Consider the following 21,075-nt stretch of genomic DNA (forward strand, 5'->3'; position numbering starts at 1 on the left):
GAGGTGCGGATGCGAGGACGGGGGGCCGGAGTGCCCGGCGTCACAACTTCGTCCAGAATTCAACATCTTAGGTAGAATCCCTCTATGGAGACCGAGACGGCCACCAACTGGCTGACCGATGCCGAGCAGTGCGCCTGGCGCACATATCTGGACGTCAACAGGCTGCTGACGTACCAACTGGAGAAGGACCTCCAGCCGTTCGGCCTGACCAACAACGACTACGAGATCCTGGTCAACCTCTCGGAGGCGCCCGACCGCCGCCTCCGCATGAGCGACCTGGCCGCCGCGACACTCCAGTCCAAGAGCCGGCTCTCCCACCAGATCACCCGTATGGAGAACGCGGGTCTGGTCCGCCGCGAGAACTGCGAGTCGGACCGGCGGGGACTGTACGCGGTACTGACCGAGCAGGGCATGGAGACCATGCAGAAGGTCGCGCCGCACCACGTCGAGTCGGTACGCCGGCACTTCATCGACCAGCTCAGCCCCGAGGCCCTGAACGAGCTGCGCCAGTCGCTCAAACCCATCGCCGAACAGCTCCGCGGCCGCCGCGGCAAGCCGTAGGGCTCACCCCGCCGGCAGCCGCAGCACGAACAGCGCACCGCCCCCCGGGGCACGCCCCACCGTGAGCGTGCCGCCGTGCCGGAGGGCCACGTCCCGGGCGATGGCCAGGCCCAGCCCCGCGCCGCCCTCGTCACGGCCGCGGGCGTCGTCGAGGCGGACGAACCGGGCGAAGATCCGTTCCCGCTCGGGCTCCGGCACGCCGGCCCCGTCGTCCGCGACGGTGAGCACGGCGTGCCGGCCCTCGCGGCGCACCGTCACGGTCACGGCCGACTCCGCGTGCCGCTGGGCGTTGTCCAGCAGGTTGCCCAGCACCCGGGCGAGCTGCCCGCGCGACCCGGTGGCCTCCGCCTCCCCGCCCTCGATCCGCACCGGCACCCGGTCGCCCACCCGCTGGGCCACCTCCTCGCGCACCAGCGCCGCCAGGTCCACCCGCCCCTGACCGGGCCGCTCCCCCGCGTCCAGGCGGGCCAGCAGCAGCAGGTCGGCGGCGAGCTGCTGGAGCCGTACGGTGTCGGCGACCGCCCCCGGGAGGTCCAGCAGCTCCGGATGGGCCGCCCCCACCTCGAGCTGGGTGCGCAGGCTCGCGATGGGGCTGCGCAGCTCGTGCGACGCGTCCGCCACGAACCGCCGCTGCCGCTCCACGCTCGCCTCCAGCGCGGCCAGCGTCTCGTTCGTCGTCCGCGCGAGCCGGGCCACCTCGTCGTGGGTGCCCGGCTCGGGGACGCGCCGCGAGAGGTCCTCCGAGGCCGTGATCGCCGCCATCTCGCGGCGGATGCCCTCGACGGGCCTGAGCGCCCGCCGGGTCACCAGCCATGTCACGCCCCCCACGACGAGCAGCAGGAGGGGCAGCGCGGTGAGCATCGCGTCCCGCACGCCCGCCACGGTCGCCGCCTCGGTGGCGAGCGGCGCGCCCGCGTACACGGTGACCTCGCCCCGCGGGCCCGACGCCTGGACGGCGGCGAAGCGGTACGCGGCGGTGTCCCCGTCCACGGTCACCCGGCCCGTGGAGTACGCGGCCTCCTCCGCGACCTCGCCGGCCTCGCCGTCCCCTCCCCCCGGCACGGCCTTCGTCCCGGAACTCCCGGTCCCCGAGATCGCCTCGATGTCCTCCCCCACCGCGACGACCCGCCCCTCGCCGTCGACCACCTGCACCGGGTGCTCCTCGGTGTCGTCGGGCAGGTCCAATCGGGCGAAGGGCGTGCCGCCCGCGACCTGTGAGGCGACCGAACGGGCGGACACCTCCGCCTCCAGCTCCGCCTGGTCCACGAGATTGGCCCGCAGCACCGCCAGCAGGGCGATCCCCGCCACCACGAGCGCCAGCGCGACCACCAGGGTCGCCCCCACCGCCGTCCGGGCGCGTACGGACCTCACCGCTCCTCCAGCCGGTACCCGGCGCCACGCACCGTCGTGATGACCTCCGGCCCCAGCTTGCGCCGCAGCGCGCTCACGTACACCTCGACGATGTTCGGGTCGCCCTCGTACGCGAAGTCCCAGACGTGCTCCAGGATGTCCGCCTTGGACACCACCTCGCCGGCCCGCCCGGCGAGCTGCTCCAGCACGGCGAACTCCTTGGCCGTCAGCGCGACCTCCGCGTCCCCCGTCCACACGCGCCGGGCCGCCGTGTCCACGCGCAGCGCCCCCGCCGTGATCACCGGTGACGGGCTGCCCCCGCGTCGGCGCAGCAGGGCCTTCACCCGCGCCACCAGCACGACGTACGAGAACGGCTTGGTCAGGTAGTCGTCCGCCCCCGTGTCGAGGCCCTCGGCCTCGTCGTACTCGCCGTCCTTGGCGGTGAGCATCAGGATCGGCACGTCGTTCCCGGCCGCCCTCAGCGCCGCGCACACGCGGTAGCCGTTCATGCCGGGCAGCATGATGTCCAGCACGACGAGGTCGTACACCCCCTCGCCCGCCCGGTGCAGCCCCTCCAGCCCGTCGTGGACCACATCCACGGCGAACCCCTCGGCCCGCAGCCCGGCGGCGAGCGACAGGGCGAGCCGCTTCTCGTCCTCCACGATCAACAGGCGCATGCGTTCAGGGTCCCAAACGGAACCTGAAGGAGCCTTCAGCCTCCTTCAGGCTGCGTTCAGCACCCCACCGGCAGGGTGGTTGCCGTACCGAGAAGGCACCGACATTCGGAGGCATCCATGAAGCGCAACATCCTCATCGCCACGGTCACCGCGGCGGCCCTGCTGACGGGCGGCACGGCGGCCGCGTTCGCCTCCTCGGCGGACGACGAGGCGCCCGCGAAGACGACCCGCACCGCGACGCAGGTCGACGACGACCGCGACGACGCCTCCGGGGCCGGCGAGGCGCGGAGCGCCGTCCAGGGCGTCGAGGTCACGGCCGACGAGGCCCTCAAGGCGGTCGCCGGCCATGGCACGGTCGTCTCCCTGGACCTGGACGACGAGGACGACAACGGCGGCAAGAAGTCCTGGGACGTCGAACTGGTCACCAAGGACGGCAAGAACCAGGAATGGACCGTCGACGCGCGGACGGCCAAGGCCACACAGGACAAGGACACCGGCACGGACGACTGACGAGCCGCGGTCGGCGTCCGGCCGGGCACGCCGCACCGCACACGCGGCGCGCCCGGTCAGGGGCTACCGGCCCGTCAGGCCCGCCACCAGTTCGTCCGCCGCCGCGTACGGGTCCGTCTCGCCCGCGACGATGCGCTCCGCGAGCGCGTCCAGGCGCCGGTCGCCGTGGAGGTCGCCGATCCGCTCGCGGAGGGCCGTGACGGCGATGGTCTCGACCTCGTGGGCGGCCCGCGCGCGGCGGCGTTCCGCGAGGACGCCCCGCTCCTCCATCCAGGCCCGGTGCTTCTCCAGCGCCTCGACCACCTCGTCGACGCCCTCGCCGCGCGCGGCCACCGTCTTGACGATGGGCGGCCGCCAGTCGCCCGGCCCGCGGGACTCGCCGAGACCGAGCATGTGGTTCAGCTCGCGGGCGGTGGCGTCGGCGCCGTCCCGGTCGGCCTTGTTGACGACGTACACGTCACCGATCTCGAGGATGCCCGCCTTGGCGGCCTGGATGCCGTCGCCCATGCCGGGGGCGAGGAGCACCACCGAGGTGTCGGCCTGGGAGGCGATCTCGACCTCCGACTGGCCGACGCCGACGGTCTCGACGAGCACCACGTCGCACCCGGCGGCGTCCAGCACCCGGATGGCCTGCGGAGCCGCCCAGGCGAGGCCGCCCAGATGCCCGCGGGTCGCCATGGACCGGATGTACACCCCCGGATCGGACGCGTGCTCGGACATCCGGACCCGGTCACCGAGCAGCGCGCCGCCGCTGAACGGCGAGGACGGGTCGACGGCGAGCACGCCGACCCGCTTCCCGGCCTTCCGGTACGCGGTGACCAGCGCCGACGTCGACGTCGACTTGCCGACACCGGGCGAGCCGGTCAGGCCGACCACGTACGCGCCGCCGGTCAGCGGTGCCAGCGCCGCCATCACCTCACGGAGCTGCGGGGACGCCCCCTCCACGAGCGAGATCAGCCGGGCCACGGCACGCGGCCGGCCCTCCCGTGCCTGGGCGACCAGTGCGGGGACGTCCACCATCACGTACGTAGCTCCTTACTTGCCGTTGCCCGGAACGCGGATGATCAGCGCGTCGCCCTGGCCACCGCCGCCGCACAGCGCCGCCGCGCCGACCCCGCCGCCGCGCCGCTTGAGCTCCAGCGCGAGGTGGAGGACGACACGGGCGCCGGACATGCCGATCGGGTGCCCGAGGGCGATGGCGCCGCCGTTGACGTTCACCTTTTCCGGCGATACTCCCAGGTCCTTCATTGACTGGACGGCAACGGCGGCGAACGCCTCGTTGATCTCGATCAGGTCCAGGGCCGAGACGTCCAGCCCCTCCTTCTTCAGGGCGTGCCGGATCGCGTTGGAGGGCTGGGACTGGAGCGAGTTGTCCGGCCCGGCCACGTTGCCGTGGGCGCCGATCTCGGCGATCCACTCCAGGCCCAGTTCCTCGGCCTTGGCCTTGCTCATCACGACCACGGCCGCCGCACCGTCCGAGATCTGCGAGGAGGTGCCGGCCGTGATGGTGCCGTCCTTGGCGAAGGCGGGCCGCAGCTTGCCCAGGGACTCCACCGTGGTCTCGGCGCGGATGCCCTCGTCCTTGCTGAAGACGACGGGCTCGCCCTTGCGCTGCGGGATCTCGACCGGCGTGATCTCGGCCTCGAAGATGCCGTTCTTCTGCGCGGCGGCGGCCCGCTGGTGGGACAGCGCGGCGATCTCGTCCTGCGCCTCGCGGGCGATGCCGAGGCGGGTGTTGTGCTTCTCCGTGGACTCGCCCATGGCGATGTTCTCGAAGGAGTCGGTCAGACCGTCGTACGCCATGGCGTCGATCATCTCGATCGCGCCGTACTTGTAGCCCTCGCGGGACTTGGGCAGCAGGTGCGGCGCGTTGGTCATGGACTCCTGGCCACCGGCCACGACGACGTCGAATTCGCCGGCGCGGATGAGCTGGTCCGCGAGGGCGATGGCGTCGAGGCCGGACAGGCAGACCTTGTTGATGGTCAGGGCGGGCACGTTCATGGGGATGCCGGCCTTCACCGCGGCCTGGCGCGCCGGGATCTGCCCCGCCCCGGCCTGGAGCACCTGGCCCATGATCACGTACTGCACCTGGTCGCCGCCGATGCCGGCCCGGTCGAGGGCGGCCTTGATGGCGAAACCGCCGAGTTCGGCGCCCGAGAAGCTCTTGAGCGAGCCGAGCAGACGGCCCATGGGCGTGCGTGCGCCCGCGACGATGACTGAGGTGGTACCGGTCGTTCCAGACATGAGGCACGGCCCCTTGGATGTGGAGAGTGAACGAGGGTTTACCGCCAATGTACTGAGCGGTACGTGTCCAGGTCACCGGGCGGCCAGTGTGATGGCGCGCACGTTGCGTAACCACCTCCGCCGCGCTGCACTGGTCCCATGCTGACGCGAATCGACCACATCGGGATCGCCTGTTTCGACCTCGACAAGACCGTTGAGTTCTACCGTGCCACGTACGGCTTCGAGGTGTTCCACTCCGAGGTCAACGAGGAGCAGGGGGTCCGCGAGGCCATGCTCAAGATCAACGAGACCTCCGACGGCGGCGCCTCCTACCTCCAGCTCCTGGAGCCCACCCGCGAGGACTCGGCCGTGGGCAAGTGGCTGGCCAAGAACGGCGAGGGTGTCCACCACATCGCCTTCGGCACGGCGGACGTGGACGGGGACGCCGCGGCGATACGGGACAAGGGCGTGCGGGTCCTGTACGACGAGCCGCGCATCGGCTCCATGGGCTCCCGCATCACGTTCCTGCACCCCAAGGACTGCCACGGGGTGCTCACGGAACTGGTCACCTCGGCCGAGCCGTCCTCCGGGGAGTCCTCGGCGGAGCACTGACCTCCGGATTCCTGGCCCGGTAGAGTGGGCGGCTCCGGGCCGGGGCCGGATCGGGGCCGTGCCGCGACTCCGTCTGTGATCTGACACCATTCCCCGGGGGGCCGTTCGCCGGCGAACGGTGCTCGTACAAAGAGAGTTGCGACCAGGGGACGGATGGGACCGCGCAGTGCGGGGCTACGAACGCCAGGAGAGCCACCGGGCTGACGACCACCTTTCGCGGTTCGAAGCCGAGATGGACCGGCTGAAGACCGAGCGGGAGAAGGCCGTCCAGCACGCCGAGGACCTCGGTTACCAGGTCGAGGTGTTGCGCGCCAAGCTCCACGAGGCGCGCCGCACGATCGCGTCGCGCCCGGCGTACGACAGCGCGGACATCGGCTACCAGGCCGAGCAGTTGCTGCGGAACGCGCAGATCCAGGCCGACCAGCTCCGCACGGACGCCGAGCGGGAGCTGCGCGAGGCACGGGCGCAGACGCAGCGGATACTGCAGGAGCACGCCGAGCACCAGGCCCGCCTCCAGGCGGAGTTGCACGCCGAGGCGGTGCAGCGGCGCCAGCGGCTGGACCAGGAGCTGTCCGAGCGGCGCCAGACGGTCGAGGCGCACGTCAACGAGAACGTGGCCTGGGCGGAGCAGCTCCGCGCCCGTACGGAGGCGCAGGCCCGGCGCCTGATGGAGGAGTCGCGCGCGGAGGCCGAGCAGGCCCTGGCGGCGGCCCGCGCGGAGGCGACCCGGCTGGCCGAGGAGGCCCGCCGGCGTCTGGGCGCCGAGACGGAGACCGCCCGCGCGGAGGCCGAGGCGATCCTGCTGCGGGCCCGCAAGGACGCCGAGCGGCTGCTGAACGCCGCGTCCACGCAGGCCGCGGAGGCCACCAGCCACGCCGAACAGCTCCGCAGCGCGACGACCGCCGAGTCGGACCAGGCGCGCCAGCAGGCCGCCGAGCTGAGCCGGTCGGCCGAGCGGCGGATGGCCGAGGCGGAGGAGCGGCTGCGCGAGGCCCGCGCGGAGGCCGACAAGGTCGTCGCGGAGGCCCGTGAGGCGGCGGCCAAGCGGCTGTCGACCGCCGAGTCGGAGACCGAGCAGCGCACCCGTACGGCCAAGGCGGAGATCGCCCGTCTGGTGGCGGAGGCCACCAAGGAGTCCGAGGCGCTCAAGGCGGAGGCCGAGCAGGCCCTCGCGGACGCCCGCGCGGCGGCGGAGAAGCTGGTCGCCGAGGCCAGCGAGAAGGCCCGCACGGCGGCGGCCGAGGACAGTGCGGCCCAGCTCGCCAAGGCGGCGCGTACCGCCGAGGAGGTCCTGTCCAAGGCGTCGGACGACGCGCAGGAGACCACCCGCAAGGCGTCGGAGGAGGCCGAGCGGATCCGCCGCGAGGCGGAGGCCGAGGCGGACCGGCTGCGGGCCGAGGCGCACGACACGGCCGAGCAGCTCAAGGGCGCCGCGAAGGACGACACCAAGGAGTACCGCGCCAAGACGGTCGAGCTCCAGGAGGAGGCGCGCCGGCTGCGCGGCGAGGCCGAGCAGCTCCGCGCCGACGCCATCGCCGAGGGCGAGCGCATCCGGGGCGAGGCGCGGCGCGAGGCCGTCCAGCAGATCGAGGAGGCGGCGAAGACCGCCGAGGAGCTGCTGACCAAGGCGAAGGCGGACGCCGATGAGCTGCGTACGGCCGCGACGGCCGACAGCGAGCGGGTCCGTACGGAGGCGATCGAGCGGGCGACGGGCTTGCGCACGCAGGCCGAGGAGACGCTGGAGCGCACCCGCGAGGAGGCGGAGCGGCTCCGCACGGAGGCCGAGGAGCAGGCCGAGTCGGTGCGGGCCGCGGCCGAGCAGGCGGCCGCCGCGCTGCGCGAGGAGACCGAGCGGGGCATCGCGGCCCGGCAGGCGGAGGCGGCCGAGGAGCTGGCCCGGCTGCACACGGAGGCGCAGACCCGCCTCTCGGCCGCCGAGCAGGCGCTGGCCGACGCGCGGGCGGAGGGTGAGCGGATCCGCCGCGAGGCGTCCGAGGAGTCCGATCGGCAGCGCGCGGAGGCCGCCGAGCGCATCCGTACGCTCCAGTCGCAGGCCGAGCAGGAGGCGGAGCGGCTGCGCACGGAGGCGGCGTCGGACGCGTCGTCGGCCCGCGCGGAGGCGGAGAACGCGGCGGTGCGGCTGCGGTCGGAGGCGGCCGCGGAGGCGGAGCGCCTGAAGTCGGAGGCGCAGGATTCGGCCGACCGGGTCCGGGCGGAGGCGCAGGCGGCCGCCGAGCGGGTCACGGCGGAGGCCGCCGAGGAGCTGGCCGCCGCGCGTACGGAGGCGGAGCGCCGTCGCCGTGAGGCGGAGGAGACGCTGGGCGCCGCCCGTACGGAGGCGGACCAGGAGCGGGAGCGGGCGCGCGAGCAGAGCGAGGAGCTGCTGGCGTCGGCGCGCAAGCGCGTCGAGGAGGCGCAGACCGAGGCGCAGCGGCTGGTCGAGGAGGCGGACCGGCGGGCGACCGAGATGGTGTCGGCGGCCGAGCAGACGGCGCAGCAGGTGCGGGACGCGGTCGCCGGGCTGCACGAGCAGGCCGAGGAGGAGATCGCCGGGCTGCGGTCGGCGGCCGAGCACGCGGCGGAGCGGACGCGCGCGGAGGCGCTGGAGGAGGCGGACCGGGTCCGTTCCGACGCGTACGCGGAGCGGGAGCGGGCCGCGGAGGACGCGGGCCGGGTCCGGGGACGGGCGCAGGAGGAGGCGGAGGCCGCCAAGGCGCTCGCGGAGCGCACGATGGCGGACGCCATCGCGGAGTCGGAGCGGCTGAAGTCGGACACGGCCGAGTACGCGCAGCGGATGCGGACGGAGGCGTCGGACTCGCTCGCCTCGGCGGAGCAGGACGCGGCACGCGCGCGTGCGGAGGCGCGGGAGGACGCCAACCGCATCCGGTCGGAGGCTGCGGCGCAGGCGGACCGGCTGGTCGGCGAGGCGACGAGCGAGGCCGAGCGGATGACGGCCGAGGCGGCGGAGCTGCTCGCCACGGCGGAGCGGGACGCGGCGCGGCTGCGCGAGGAGGCCGAGCGGGTCAAGGCGGACGGCGAGGCGCGGGCCGAGGAGTTGCGGGCGGCCGCCCGGGCGGACGGCGAGCGGCTCCTGGACGAGGCGCGGCAGGCCGCCGACAAGCGGCGCGCGGACGCGGCGGCGCAGGCGGACCAGTTGGTCGGCGAGGCGACGGGCGAGGCCGAGCGGATCGGCGCGGAGACGGCCGAGCGGGTCGAGCGGCTGGTCGCGGAGGCGACTGCGGAGGCCGAGCGGCTGGTGTCCGAGGCCACGGCGGAGGCCGAGCGGCTGCGCGCCGAGGCGGCCGAGACGGTGGGCTCCGCGCAGCAGGCGGCCGAGCGCATCCGTGTGGAGGCGGAGCGGCTGCGGGACGAGACGGCGACGGCGGCCGAGCAGGTGCGCGCCGAGGCGCGGGCCGAGGCGGACCGGGTGGTCGACGAGGCGCGCGAGGCGGCGGCCAAGCGCCGGGCGGACGCGGCCGAGCAGGCCGACCAGCTCGTCGCGAAGGCGCAGGAGGAGGCGCTGCGGGCGACCGCGGAGGCGGAGTCGCAGGCCGACACGATGGTGGGCGCGGCCCGCAAGGAGGCCGAGCGGATCGTCGCCGAGGCGACCGTCGAGGGCAACTCGCTGGTCGAGAAGGCCCGTACGGACGCGGACGAGCTGCTGGTCGGGGCGCGGGGTGACGCGACGGCCATAAGGGAGCGGTCGGAGGAGCTGCGCCGGCGTACCGAGGCGGAGATCGAGGAGCTGCACGAGCGGGCCCGCCGGGAGAGCGCCGAGCAGATGAAGGCGGCGGGCGAGCGGGTCGACAAGCTGGTGAAGGCCGCCACCGAGCAGCGGGCCGAGGCGGAGGCGAAGGCCAAGGAGCTGCTGGCCGACGCGAATTCGGAGGCGAGCAAGGTCCGTATCTCCGCGGTGAAGAAGGCGGAGGGGCTGCTCAAGGAGGCCGAGCAGAAGAAGGCCACGCTCACCCGCGAGGCGGAGAAGATCAAGGCGGACGCGGAGCGCGAGGCCGAGAAGATGATCTCCGAGGGGAAGCGGGAGCTGGAGGTGCTGGTGCGCCGCCGCGAGGACATTCAGGCGGAAATCTCCCGGGTGCAGGACGTGCTGGAGGCGCTGGAATCTTTCGAGGCGCCGTCAGGGGGTACCAAGGAGGGCGGAGTCAAGGCGACCGCGGCGGCAGGTGTTACCCGTTCGAGCGGCAAGTCAACCGACGAGTAAGCCACTCAAAAGGCTGGACATTCTCCAGTTTGAACGGGCATCCGCTCGAAGACACGCCGCATGGACCCCTAGGATTCCCCCTAACACCTCACCGGTCTCATTCGACAGGAACCCCATGAGCGACACTTCCTCCCCCTTCGGCTTCGAGCTCGTGCGGCGTGGGTACGACCGCGGTCAGGTGGATGACCGCATTACCAAACTCGTCGCCGACCGAGACAGTGCTCTGGCCCGCATCACCTCTCTGGAAAAGCGCATCGAGGAACTCCACCTCGAGACGCAGAACGCCCAGGCCCAGGTCAGCGACGCCGAGCCGTCGTACGCCGGTCTCGGTGCCCGCGTCGAGAAGATCCTCCGCCTCGCCGAGGAGGAGGCCAAGGACCTGCGCGAGGAGGCCCGTCGCGCCGCCGAGCAGCACCGCGAGCTCGCCGAGTCGGCGGCGCAGCAGGTGCGCAACGACGCCGAGGCGTTCGCGGCGGAGCGCAAGGCGAAGGCCGAGGACGAGGGCGTCCGGATCGTCGAGAAGGCGCAGGGCGAGGCCAACTCGCTGCGCGCCGAGGCGCAGAAGGACGCGCAGTCCAAGCGGGAGGAGGCGGACGCGCTCTTCGAGGAGACGCGCGCCAAGGCCGCGCAGGCCGCCGCCGACTTCGAGACGAACCTCGCCAAGCGGCGTGAGCAGTCGGAGCGGGACCTGGCCTCCCGCCAGGCGAAGGCGGAGAAGCGGCTCGCCGAGATCGAGCACCGGGCGGAGCAGCTCCGCCTGGAGGCCGAGAAGCTGCGGACGGACGCGGAGCGCCGGGCCCGTCAGACGGTGGAGACGGCGCAGCGCCAGGCCGAGGACATCGTGGCGGACGCGAACGCCAAGGCGGATCGTATCCGCAGCGAATCGGAGCGCGAGCTGGCGGCGCTGACGAACCGTCGCGACTCGATCAACGCCCAGCTCACCAACGTCCGCGAGATGCTGGCCACGCTGACCGGCGCGGCGGTCGCGGCGGCCGGCTCCCCGGCGGACGACGAGCCGGTCTCGCGCGGCGTTCCGGCGCAGCAGACCCGCTGAATCACCGGCAGGGCCCCGCGGGGACCCCTGGCGCGCACGCCCGGCGGACGTGCGCGCGGGGTCCCCGCGGGGCCTTCCGTGTGTCCGGGGTGCGGCTCGGGCAGGTGGTCCCGCGGGGCCGTCCGTATCCCCGGGGGCGGCGCAAGAGGGCCGTGTCATTCCGGTGGCGGAGGGCCGTACGCGCCCGTAGCGTGGACGGGTGATCGAGCTCGAGGGTCTAACGAAACGTTTCGGTTCGAAAACGGCGGTCGACCATCTTTCCTGCCAGGTGCGCCCGGGGGTGGTGACGGGCTTCCTCGGGCCCAATGGCGCGGGCAAGTCGACCACGATGCGGATGGTGCTCGGCCTGGACCACCCGACGAGCGGGTCGGTCCGGATCGACGGCCGGCACTATCGGGAGCTGGACGAGCCGCTGAAGTACATCGGGGCCCTGCTGGAGGCGCGCGGGCTGCACGGCGGGCGGACCGCGTACAACAACCTGCTCTGCCTGGCGCAGTCCAACCGGATTCCGGAGCGCCGGGTCTCCGAGGTGCTGGATCTCGTGGGGCTGTCGGCCGTGGCCAGGAAGAAGCCGAAAGGTTTTTCGATGGGCATGGGGCAGCGACTGGGAATCGCCGCCGCACTCTTGGGTGATCCGCAGATCTTGATGTTCGACGAACCCGTCAATGGTCTGGACCCCGAGGGAATTCACTGGATCCGCAATCTGATGAAGGCGCTGGCCGCCGAAGGGCGGACGATCTTCGTTTCCAGTCACTTGATGAGCGAAATGGCTCTCACCGCGGACCACTTGATCGTGATCGGGCAGGGGAAGCTCCTCGCGGACACCTCGATGGCGGATTTCATCCATGACAACTCGCGCAGTTATGTACGGGTGCGCTCCCCGCAGCGCGAGGAGCTGCGCGACGCGCTCCACGCCGCCGGGCGGACGGCGGTCGAGGCCGCGGACGGCACCCTGGAGGTCGACGGCGCGACGACCGAGGAGCTCGGCGAGCTGGCGGCCCGCCGCGGGATCACGCTGCACGAGCTGAGCGCCCAGCGGGCCTCGCTGGAGGAGGCGTTCATGCGGATGACCGCGACGACGGTCGAGTACCACGCCCACGGCACGTCCGGTCCGTCCGGGCCCCAGTGGTCGAAGGAGGTCTGACGATGGCGTCGGCACCCGCGGTCCTCCGGTCGGAGTGGACCAAGATCCGTACGGTCGCCTCGACGGTGTGGACGCTGGCCAGCGCACTGGTCGTCACCGTCGCGATGGGCGCGGCGCTGTCGGCCCTGGTGCGGGAGACGTTCGACGAGATGCCGCCCGTCGAGCAGGCCACGTTCGACGCTACGGTGGTCAGCTTCTCCGGGATGCTGCTGGGCCAGCTCGCGATGGTGGTCTTCGGCGTCCTGGTGGTCGGCACCGAGTACAGCACCGGCATGATCCGTACGTCCCTGGCCGCCGTGCCGCAGCGGGCGACGTTCCTCTTCAGTAAGATCGCGGTGGCCGGTGTGCTCGCCCTCGCGGTGGGCCTGGCGACCAGCTTCCTGTCGTTCTTCCTCGGCCAGGCGCTGCTCGGCGAGCACCGCACCGGCATCGGTGAGGAGAACGTGCTGCGCGCGGTGATCGGCGGCGGTATCTACATGGGGCTGATGGCGGTGTTCTCGATGGGGGTCGCGGCGATGCTGCGCTCGACGGTGCTCTCGCTCGGCATCCTGGTCCCGTTCTTCTTCCTGATCTCCCAGATCCTGTCGGCCGTGCCGAAGGCCAAGGAGGTGGCCGAGTACTTCCCCGACCAGGCGGGCTCCACGATCATGCAGGTCGTCCCGGGCGCCCTGGGCAGCGACCCGGCGCCGTACACGCCGTGGGGCGGGCTGGGGATCATGGTCGGGTGGGTGGCGGCGGCACTGGTCGGCGGGTACGCGGTGCTGAAGCGGCGGGACGCCTAGGAAGCATCTCCCGGGGCGGAAGCGGAACCGTCAAGCGGCGGATACCCTCTTACCTCTTACGGGGGTCCTGTGTGTGTGCGTGCCGCGGGCCCGACGACGCAACCGACCTGTCGATGGGGCTGGAGAATGATCGAGGCAGTCGGCCTGACGAAGCGCTACGGCGCCAAGACGGCCGTGTACAACCTTTCCTTCCAGGTGAGGCCGGGCACCGTGACCGGCTTCCTGGGACCGAACGGCTCCGGCAAGTCGACGACGATGCGCATGATCCTCGGCCTGGACCGGCCGACATCGGGCCACGTGACCATCGGCGGTCACCCCTTCCGGCAGCTCCCGAACGCGCCGCGCCAGGTGGGCGCCCTGCTGGACGCCAAGGCCGTGCACGGCGGGCGCAGCGCGCGCAACCACCTGCTGTCGCTCGCCCAGCTCGCGGGTATCCCGGCGCGGCGGGTCGACGAGGTGCTCGGGGTCGTCGGCCTCCAGGACGTGGCCCGCAAGCGGTCGAACGGCTTCTCGCTCGGCATGGGGCAGCGGCTCGGCATCGCGGCCGCGCTGCTCGGTGACCCGCAGGTGCTGCTGTTCGACGAGCCGGTCAACGGCCTGGACCCCGAGGGCATCCTCTGGGTGCGCAACCTGATGAAGGCGCTGGCCGCCGAGGGCCGGACGGTCTTCGTCTCCTCGCACCTGATGAGCGAGATGGCGCTGACCGCCGATCACCTTATCGTCATCGGCCGTGGTCAGCTCCTGGCCGACATGAGCGTCAAGGACTTCATCTCGGCCAACTCCGCGGACTTCGCCCGGGTGCGCACGCCGCAGACGGAGCCCGCGCAGCGGGACAAGCTGATGGGCGTGCTCGCCGAGGCGGGCGGCCAGGTGCTGTCCGAGCCGGACGGCGCCCTGCGCGTGACCGGCCTGCCGCTGCCGCGGATCAGCGACCTGGCCCACGGGGCCGACGTACGCCTGTGGGAGCTCTCGCCGCACCAGGCGTCGCTGGAGGAGGCGTACATGCGCCTGACCCAGGGCGCCGTGGACTACCGCTCGACCACCGACCAGCGGGCCGGCCTGATGCAGCAGCCGGACCCGATGGGCTACGCGCCGCCGCAGCCGGTCGTCCCGGACGTGCCGCAGCAGGGCTGGTACGCCCCGCCGCCGCCCGGACAGAACCCGTACGCGGGCGGACAGCAGCCCACCGGACAGCCCGCGCAGCCGCCGCAGCCGCACGCCGTGCCCCACCAGCCGGCACCCACCGCTCCGGCCGCACCCGCCGCCCCGGCCGTGCCGCCCGCCCCCGCCTCCGCCCCCGCAGACCTGAGCAAGAGCGAGGACGCCCGATGACCACCGCCCCCTACCAGCAGTACACGTCGCCCATCCCGGTGCGCCGCGCGCACCTCGGTGACGCGCTCGCCTCCGAGTGGACCAAGATCCGTTCCGTGCGCTCCACCATGTGGACGCTCGGCGTCATGATCCTGCTCATGGTCGGCGTCGGCCTGCTCGCCATCGTGGCGATCAACGCGACCGACGCGCCGATGGGCAACGACCCCGTCCTCTCCCTGGGCTTCAACGGCGTGCTGCTCGGCAGCATCTGCGTGGTCACCCTCGGCGTGCTGACCATCTCGTCCGAGTACGGCACCGGCATGATCCGTACGACGCTGACCGCCTGCCCCAGCCGCGCCCGCGTGCTGACGGCCAAGGCCATCGTCTTCTTCCTGCTCACCCTCGTGGTCACGACGATCACCGCCGCCCTGGTCGCCGCCCTCCAGACGGCCATGATCGACGGGGGCGTCGAGGCGACCGGGGAGCAGTGGCTGCGCGCCACGGTCGGCGCGGGCCTGTTCACCGCGGTCCTCGGGCTGGTGGCGCTGGCCGTCGGCGCGCTGGTCCGGCACTCCGCCGGTGCGATCACCATCATGATCGGCGTGATGCTGCTGCCGCTGGTGGCCGCGATGTTCATGTCGTCGATGGTGAAGGTCCAGGAGTTCCTGTTCCAGTACTCGATCCCGAGCCTGCTCATCGCCTTCTACAGCGAGGAGGGCCTGATCGACGGCGGTCCGCACGGCTGGACGCCGCTGTGGATCCTGAGCGGCGTGGCCGCCGTCGCGCTGGCCGGGGCGTTCTTCGCCACGGAGAAGCGGGACGTCTGACTCCGCCTCCCGCCTCAGTGGCGGGGCGCGTTCCGGGACCGCTGCACCCGCGTGGTGCGGCGGTCCTTGGCGTTCCAGCACGCCTTGTGCCAGTGCCGCCGGTCGTCCACGCCGCCGTACTCGGGCCAGGCCACCACGTGCGGGAGGGACGAGGGGATCTCCTGGTCGCAGCCGGGGCAGCGGTACCTCTTGCCGGCGGAGCTGGCGCCCGCCACATGACGGACCGACCACTCCTCGTCCTGCCAGGACTCGCTGCGCTGGAACCCCCCGTACCGGTCACCGGGCTCGCCGCCGGTCGCGTTCGGCTTCTCGCCGCCACGGGGGCGGTTGCGGCGCGGGGACACGGAACACCTCACTGGGGCGGACGCGGACGTTTGCCCGTCCAGCCTAAGGGCCGCGACTGTGGGTACTCGCACGGTTCGGAACGAGTTACCGGAAAATCGCAACAACTTGCCTGTCGGCCGTTGCCTTTGGCACCTGCCAGACGTTGTTGCCAGTGAGGGGAGCCGCGTCGGCCGGTCAAGGAGGCATAAGGCGATGCGTGTGGGAACTTTTGTACTGGCGGCCCAGTTTCCCGGCCAGGGCCAGGGGGAGACGCTGCACCGCGCGGTGCGGTCGGCGGAGGTCGCCGAGGAGGCGGGGCTGGACTCGGTATGGCTGGCCGAGCACCACTTCGTACCGTACGGCGTGTGTCCGTCGGCCGTGACGCTCGCCGCGCTGCTGCTCGGCCGGACGCGGCGCATCCGGGTCGGGACGGCCGTGAGCGTGCTGCCGACGGCCCACCCGGTGGCGCTCGCCGAGCAGACGGCGCTGCTGCACCTCACGTCCGGCGGGCGGTTCACGCTCGGCGTGGGCCGGGGCGGGCCGTGGGTCGACCTGGAGGTGTTCGGCACGGGCCTCGCGGCGTACGAGTCCGGGTTCCCCGAGTCGCTGGACCTGCTGCTGCGCTGGCTGCGCGAGCCGCGCGTCTCGGCGGACGGGCCGAGGCACCGGTTCCGCGAGGTCGCCGTCGTACCGAGGCCGCAGGAGCTCATCGACGGCGACGCCGTGCCGGAGACGATCGTCGCGTGCACGTCGCCCGGCAGTGTGAAGCTCGCCGCCGAGCGCTGTCTGCCGATGCTGCTCGGGATGCACTGCGGCGACGAGGAGAAGGCCGACATGGTCGCCCTGTGGCGGCGTGAGGCGCTCGCGGCCGGGCACACCCCGGACGCGGTGGCGCACGCGGCGGCCGGCCATGTCTCGGCAGGCGTGGCGCAGCTCGCCGACCGGACGGCGGACGCGGTGGAGACGCTGGTCAAGGCGATGCCGGGGTGGCTGAAACAGGGGCTGGACGCCCATGTCACCGTGGACGGCCGGCGCCGGGCGATGCGTGACCCGGTCGCCTACACCGAGTTGCTGTGCGGGCTGCATCCGGTGGGCTCGCCCCGGGTGGCGGCGGACCGGCTGGCGGCCACCTCGGAGCGTACGGGCATCACGCGTTTCGCCCTGCTGGTGGAGGGCTCCGGGGACGTCGCGGCCACGGAGGAGAACGTGCGGCGGCTGGGCGCGGAGCTGGTGCCCCGGCTCGATTGATGGCCTCATGCTGCCGCCCTGCACCTGTTGCACCTCCCGCGATGCGGAGCGGCAGCACCAGGTGTCAGCAGTCGCGCAGGGTCGGCGACTGGTTCAGCAACTGGGCTCGTACGGAGGTGAAGCGGGCGAGCCGCTCGTCGACCGAGGAGTCCAGCGGGAACACCGCGACGCGGTGGCAGTTCTGGAACGCCAGACGGACGCCGAAGTGCCGCTGGAGCGCACCACGGATCGCGTCACTCGCCAGCGCACGCAGCAACTGGCCGCGCGCCTGCTCGTCCGGCGGCGGCGTCTGGTTGTCGGCGAACGGACCGCCGTCGACCTTGAGCTGGGCCACCAGGGAGCTGATCATCTCCCACGCGTAGGGCAGGGAGGTCCGGACGCAGTCGACGAAGTCGGCTTCGTCGACCTCGCCTCGCTCGGCCTGTTCCAACAGCGCCGGTGAGACGTCGAGCGACATGGGTTCTCCTCTCGCGACCCCGGGGACCGGGGTCTTACGGGCAGGGAAGGAGGACGCCCCCCGCACGACACGCTGCGTGCACGAGCGACAACCTCCCGCTTCCACGGTAAGCGCGCTGTCCGGACCGCACCAGGAGATTGGGTGCACAACCGGCCATGGGAGAAGGGGAGTTTAGGACCGAATCGCGCGGAAGAGCGTGTGTCTTGTAGCGTTGCCGACCATGCGTCTCGTCATCGCCCGCTGCTCCGTGGACTACGCGGGCCGGCTCACCGCCCACCTGCCCTCCGCGCCCCGTCTGATCCTGGTCAAGGCCGACGGCAGCGTCTCCATCCACGCCGACGACCGGGCGTACAAACCGCTCAATTGGATGTCGCCGCCGTGCACCCTCAAGGAGGGCGACGACCGCGTGTGGACGGTCGTGAACAAAGCGGGCGAGAAACTGATCATCACGATGGAGGAAATCCTCCATGACTCGTCACACGAGCTCGGTGTCGATCCCGGCCTCATCAAGGACGGCGTGGAAGCACACCTCCAGGAGCTCCTCGCCGACCGGATCGAGACACTCGGCGACGGCTACACGCTGATCCGCCGCGAGTACCCGACCGCCATCGGACCGGTCGACATCCTGTGCCGTGACGCGGACGGCACGACCGTGGCCGTGGAGATCAAGCGGCGGGGCGAGATCGACGGCGTGGAGCAGCTCACGCGCTACCTGGAGCTGCTGAACCGCGACCCCCACCTGGCACCGGTGAAGGGCGTCTTCGCCGCCCAGGAGATCAAGCCGCAGGCCCGGGTGCTGGCGACGGACCGCGGGATCGGGTGCGTCGTGCTCGACTACGACGCGCTGCGCGGCATCGAGGACGACAAGCTGCGGCTGTTCTGACCCCGCCGCCCCCGTGCGCGAGGGCCCCGGTGCGATGCCGCACCGGGGCCCCGCGTCCGTTTCCGGGCCGTCAGGCGGCCGTGCCGGACGGGGTGGGACCGCTGCTCGTCGCGGGCGCGCTCTGGGTGGCCCCTCCGGCACCGCTCGTCTCGGTGCCCCCGTCGGCGCCACCGCTGCTGGTGCCGCCACCGGCACCGCTGGTCGTGTCGCCCGACGTGGAACCGCCCGTGGTGTCACCGGAGGTCGAGCCGCCCGTCGTCGTGTCACCGGACGTGGAGCCGCCCGTGGTGTCACCCGACGTGGAGCCGCCCGTCGTGGTGTCACCGGAGGTCGAGCCGTCCGTGGTGCCCCCGGACGTCGTGCCGCCCGAGGTCGTCCCCCCGGTCGTGCCGCCCGTCGTGGTGCCGCCCGTGGTCGACCCGCCGGTCGTGCCGCCCGTCGTCGGCGTGCCCGAGGTGGGCCCGCTGCTGGTGGGGCTGCTGGAACCGGGCCCCGACGTGGTCGGCGTCGCGCCGCTGGTCGTCGACGGGTCGCCCGACGGGGTGGCCGGGGTGCCGGTCTCGCCCGGGCTGGCCGAGGAGCCGGGGGTGCCGGAGCCGGCGGGGCCGGAACCGGAGCCGCCCGTGCCGCCCGTGCCGCCGTCGCCGCCGCCCGGCTCGCGCGTGGAGTCCTCGGCCGGCACGTCCGCGTCCAGCCCGCCGTCACCGCCGTCCTCGTTGGCCGACTGGTCCGACGTGACCCGGCCCGAGCCGCCCTTGCCGTCGTCGCCGCCCGAGGTGGCGCCCAGGGTCACCACCGTGCCGAGCACCGCCGCGAGGATCGCGCCCGCGCCCGCCGCGACCAGGTTGCGCCGGGCACCGTGCAGGATGGTGCGGCGCGTGGTCGGCCCGGCCGCACGGGCAGGCGGGTCCTCGCGGGCGACGAGCGTCTCGGTCTCACCGCCGGGGCCCGGCCGCCCGGACGTCACCGGCACGGGCGCCGCGCTCGCGACGGCCGCCACCACGCCCCCGGGCGGGGACGCCGACTCCTCGCGCCGTGCCGCGGGCACCTCCTCGCCCGCCGCCGTCCGGCCACCCGGCAGCGGTCCGCGCTCCCGGTCGGCGACCAGGGCGAGGGCGCGCCGGCCGGCCACCGTGCCGCGCTTGTCGGCGAGCGCGCCGCGCATGGCGATGGACGCCTCCAGTTCGGCGCGGGCCCGGTCCAGGTTCCCCGCGCACAGCGCGAGGACGCCCAACTCGTGGTGGAAGTACGCCTCCTCGGCGACCTCGCCGGCGAGCCGGGCCGCCTCCGCGCCGGTGCGCAGCGCCCGCTCCCAGGCGCCCCAGTGCAGTCCGGCGGCGAACGCGGGCGCCGCGCTGCGGGCCAGGACGACGGCCGCGTCGGCGTACCCCTCCTCCTCGTCGTCGGCGAGGTCGGTGGTGTCCGGGGAGCCGGAGCCGCCGAAGACGGTGCCCACCGCGGCGCCGTCGCCCGGGGCCGCGCTCGGCCCGCCGTCCGCGGCGGCCTTCACCAGGGCGGTCATCGCGGCCAGCACGGCGTCCGCCTCGGTGACCGCCCGCTCGGGGCTGACCGACGGGTGGCCGACCCACCAGGCGTAGTGGTGGGCGGCGGTACGGGCACGGTCGGCGGCGCCCCCGTCGTAGCCCTTGGCGACGAGCTGCGCCATGACCCCGGCGGCGAGCCGGTGGCGGGTGCCGACGGGGGTGAGCAGTCCGCAGCGCAGCAGTTCGCCGACCGAGGAGTCCGCGTGCGTGTCGTTGACGAGCGCCGGCAGGTGCGCCTGGTGCGGCACCTCGCCGCCGAGCGCGACCGCGAAGCGCAGCGTCTCGCGGGCGGCCTCGGAGAGCCGGGAGGCGAGCAGCGGGGCCGGGGCGGCGCCGTCGCCGAGGCTGGGCAGCGGGGCCTCGCGGCCGTCGGCGAAGACGTTGTCCTCGTCGTCGTCGTCCGAGGGCGTCCGCAGTTCGTCGCGCTGCCGCAGCAGGGCGCCGGCCTGGACGAACCGGAGGGGCAGGCCCTCGGACTCGAACCAGAGGTCGCCGGCCCAGTTGGCCTCGTCGTCGGTGAGCGGCCGGTCGACGACGCGCTCCAGCAGTTCCAGGGCGGAGCCGCGGTCGAGCCCGGAGAGGAACACTTCTTCGAGGTGGGACTCGGCCGACGGCGCGGCGACGTCCGGCGTGGCGGCGAGCAGGAACGCGCACTCGGGGGTGGCGTCGAGGAGCTCGTCCAGCGCGGTGCCGCCGAACTCCAGGTCGTCCAGGACGACGACGGCGCCGATGCCGTGGACGGCGGCCGACAGCCCGGCGCGGTCGGGGCGGTGGGCCGGCGAGCTGTGGACGGTGGCGAACAGTTCGTACAGCAGCTCGGTGGGCGTGCGGTGGTGGCCGGAGAGCCGGACGACCCCGTCGGGGGCGAGGTTCGCGCAGTCGGCGGCGACGGCGTCGAGCAGCGCGGTACGCCCGGAACCGGCCGGTCCGGTGAGCCGTACGGAGCGGCCGCGGGACAGCAGCCGGACCAGCCGCTCGCGCTCCTCCTGGCGCTCCAGCAGGGGCAGCGGCGGGGCGGCGGGACCGGGCGGTACGGGCGGGCCGGCGGCCCGGGTCAGGTCGGCGCGTTCCTCGGGGGTGCGGCGGCCGGGCGGCTCCGGGCGGCGCCCGGGCGGGCACGGTTCGATCTCGCTGCCGTCTATCGGGTTGACGGTGAGCAGCAGGTCGCCGGAGACGAGCTGGGTGGTGCGGACCCGGCCCGGTGGTGCGCCGCCCTGTCCGAAGGCGGGCCTGGGGCCGTCGTCACGCGTGGTGCGCGGGCGCCCGTCACCGTCGCGGTCGTCGTGGCCGAAGTCTTCCGGTCCCCGGTTGATCGGGTCCATGGTGAAAGCCCCCAAAAGCGTGGTGCG

At 73.4% G+C, this 21,075-nt stretch carries 18 protein-coding genes; 11 read left to right on the forward strand and 7 right to left on the reverse strand.

Annotated features, from left to right (window positions below; genetic code table 11):
• The first annotated feature begins 84 nt into the window (after positions 1-84).
• The gene (locus E2B92_RS28150) at positions 85-561 is read left to right on the forward strand and encodes a MarR family winged helix-turn-helix transcriptional regulator (protein WP_126885903.1); all 477 of its coding nucleotides are present in this window, start codon (positions 85-87) and stop codon (positions 559-561) included.
• 3 nt (positions 562-564) lie between these two features.
• Here E2B92_RS28150 and E2B92_RS28155 read toward each other — a convergent pair whose 3' ends face one another.
• Together E2B92_RS28155 and E2B92_RS28160 are read right to left on the reverse strand one after the other, a co-directional pair.
• Positions 565-1,932: a sensor histidine kinase gene (locus E2B92_RS28155; protein ID WP_126885905.1), complete on the reverse strand. Its 1,368-nt coding sequence runs from the start codon at positions 1,930-1,932 to the stop codon at positions 565-567.
• Positions 1,929-2,588 carry a response regulator transcription factor gene (locus E2B92_RS28160; protein WP_126885907.1) on the reverse strand — a complete coding sequence of 220 codons (660 nt, stop codon included), beginning with the start codon at positions 2,586-2,588 and terminating at the stop codon, positions 1,929-1,931. Before E2B92_RS28160 ends, E2B92_RS28155 begins: the two co-directional genes overlap by 4 nt.
• A 117-nt stretch (positions 2,589-2,705) precedes the next feature.
• Between E2B92_RS28160 and E2B92_RS28165 the strand changes: the two genes are divergently transcribed.
• Positions 2,706-3,098, forward strand: a complete 393-nt coding sequence (locus E2B92_RS28165; RefSeq protein ID WP_126885909.1) for a PepSY domain-containing protein — start codon at positions 2,706-2,708, stop codon at positions 3,096-3,098.
• A 63-nt stretch (positions 3,099-3,161) separates the two neighbouring features.
• Here E2B92_RS28165 and meaB read toward each other — a convergent pair whose 3' ends face one another.
• Both meaB and E2B92_RS28175 read right to left on the reverse strand, forming a co-directional pair.
• Positions 3,162-4,118 carry a methylmalonyl Co-A mutase-associated GTPase MeaB gene (gene meaB / locus E2B92_RS28170; RefSeq protein WP_126885923.1) on the reverse strand — a complete coding sequence of 319 codons (957 nt, stop codon included), beginning with the start codon at positions 4,116-4,118 and terminating at the stop codon, positions 3,162-3,164.
• Positions 4,119-4,133: 15 nt separating this feature from the next.
• Entirely contained in the window at positions 4,134-5,342 is a 1,209-nt protein-coding gene (locus E2B92_RS28175) for an acetyl-CoA C-acetyltransferase (RefSeq protein WP_126885911.1), read from the reverse strand.
• 138 nt (positions 5,343-5,480) lie between these two features.
• Between E2B92_RS28175 and mce the strand changes: the two genes are divergently transcribed.
• The 7 genes from mce (at position 5,481) to E2B92_RS28210 (ending at position 15,270) form a co-directional block, all read left to right on the forward strand.
• Positions 5,481-5,933 carry a methylmalonyl-CoA epimerase gene (gene mce, locus E2B92_RS28180; protein ID WP_126885913.1) on the forward strand — a complete coding sequence of 151 codons (453 nt, stop codon included), beginning with the start codon at positions 5,481-5,483 and terminating at the stop codon, positions 5,931-5,933.
• A 166-nt stretch (positions 5,934-6,099) separates the two neighbouring features.
• Positions 6,100-10,152, forward strand: a complete 4,053-nt coding sequence (gene scy / locus E2B92_RS28185) for a polarized growth protein Scy (protein ID WP_126885914.1) — start codon at positions 6,100-6,102, stop codon at positions 10,150-10,152.
• Positions 10,153-10,267: 115 nt separating this feature from the next.
• A complete protein-coding gene (locus tag E2B92_RS28190; protein ID WP_126885916.1) occupies positions 10,268-11,206 on the forward strand; it encodes a cellulose-binding protein in 939 nt (312 codons plus the stop codon).
• Between the two features lie 199 nt (positions 11,207-11,405).
• Positions 11,406-12,350: an ABC transporter ATP-binding protein gene (locus tag E2B92_RS28195; protein WP_126885918.1), complete on the forward strand. Its 945-nt coding sequence runs from the start codon at positions 11,406-11,408 to the stop codon at positions 12,348-12,350.
• A gap of 2 nt (positions 12,351-12,352) precedes the next feature.
• Positions 12,353-13,132: an ABC transporter permease subunit gene (locus tag E2B92_RS28200; protein WP_126885919.1), complete on the forward strand. Its 780-nt coding sequence runs from the start codon at positions 12,353-12,355 to the stop codon at positions 13,130-13,132.
• A 126-nt stretch (positions 13,133-13,258) separates the two neighbouring features.
• Positions 13,259-14,464 carry an ABC transporter ATP-binding protein gene (locus E2B92_RS28205; protein ID WP_133087740.1) on the forward strand — a complete coding sequence of 402 codons (1,206 nt, stop codon included), beginning with the start codon at positions 13,259-13,261 and terminating at the stop codon, positions 14,462-14,464.
• Positions 14,461-15,270: an ABC transporter permease gene (locus E2B92_RS28210; RefSeq protein WP_126883257.1), complete on the forward strand. Its 810-nt coding sequence runs from the start codon at positions 14,461-14,463 to the stop codon at positions 15,268-15,270. The genes E2B92_RS28205 and E2B92_RS28210 overlap by 4 nt, the downstream gene beginning before the upstream one ends.
• Positions 15,271-15,284: 14 nt before the next feature.
• Here E2B92_RS28210 and E2B92_RS28215 read toward each other — a convergent pair whose 3' ends face one another.
• Positions 15,285-15,614: an ATP/GTP-binding protein gene (locus E2B92_RS28215; RefSeq protein WP_126883256.1), complete on the reverse strand. Its 330-nt coding sequence runs from the start codon at positions 15,612-15,614 to the stop codon at positions 15,285-15,287.
• A gap of 193 nt (positions 15,615-15,807) precedes the next feature.
• Between E2B92_RS28215 and E2B92_RS28220 the strand changes: the two genes are divergently transcribed.
• On the forward strand, positions 15,808-16,842 hold the full coding sequence (locus E2B92_RS28220) for an LLM class flavin-dependent oxidoreductase (protein WP_126883255.1): 1,035 nt from the start codon (positions 15,808-15,810) through the stop codon (positions 16,840-16,842).
• A gap of 64 nt (positions 16,843-16,906) precedes the next feature.
• On the opposite strand, the gene E2B92_RS28225 is transcribed toward E2B92_RS28220, so the two are convergent.
• Positions 16,907-17,299 (reverse strand): SCO5389 family protein, encoded by a 393-nt coding sequence (locus tag E2B92_RS28225; RefSeq protein WP_126883254.1) that lies wholly within the window; start codon positions 17,297-17,299, stop codon positions 16,907-16,909.
• Between the two features lie 220 nt (positions 17,300-17,519).
• Between E2B92_RS28225 and nucS the strand changes: the two genes are divergently transcribed.
• Positions 17,520-18,182, forward strand: coding sequence for an endonuclease NucS (gene nucS / locus E2B92_RS28230; protein WP_185923484.1), 663 nt, complete (start codon positions 17,520-17,522; stop codon positions 18,180-18,182).
• Positions 18,183-18,252: 70 nt separating this feature from the next.
• On the opposite strand, the gene E2B92_RS28235 is transcribed toward nucS, so the two are convergent.
• The gene (locus E2B92_RS28235; RefSeq protein WP_126883252.1) at positions 18,253-21,048 is read right to left on the reverse strand and encodes an ATP-binding protein; all 2,796 of its coding nucleotides are present in this window, start codon (positions 21,046-21,048) and stop codon (positions 18,253-18,255) included.
• Between the last annotated feature and the right edge of the window lie 27 nt (positions 21,049-21,075).

Source organism: Streptomyces sp. WAC05374, from assembly GCF_004353505.1.
Lineage (GTDB): Bacteria > Actinomycetota > Actinomycetes > Streptomycetales > Streptomycetaceae > Streptomyces.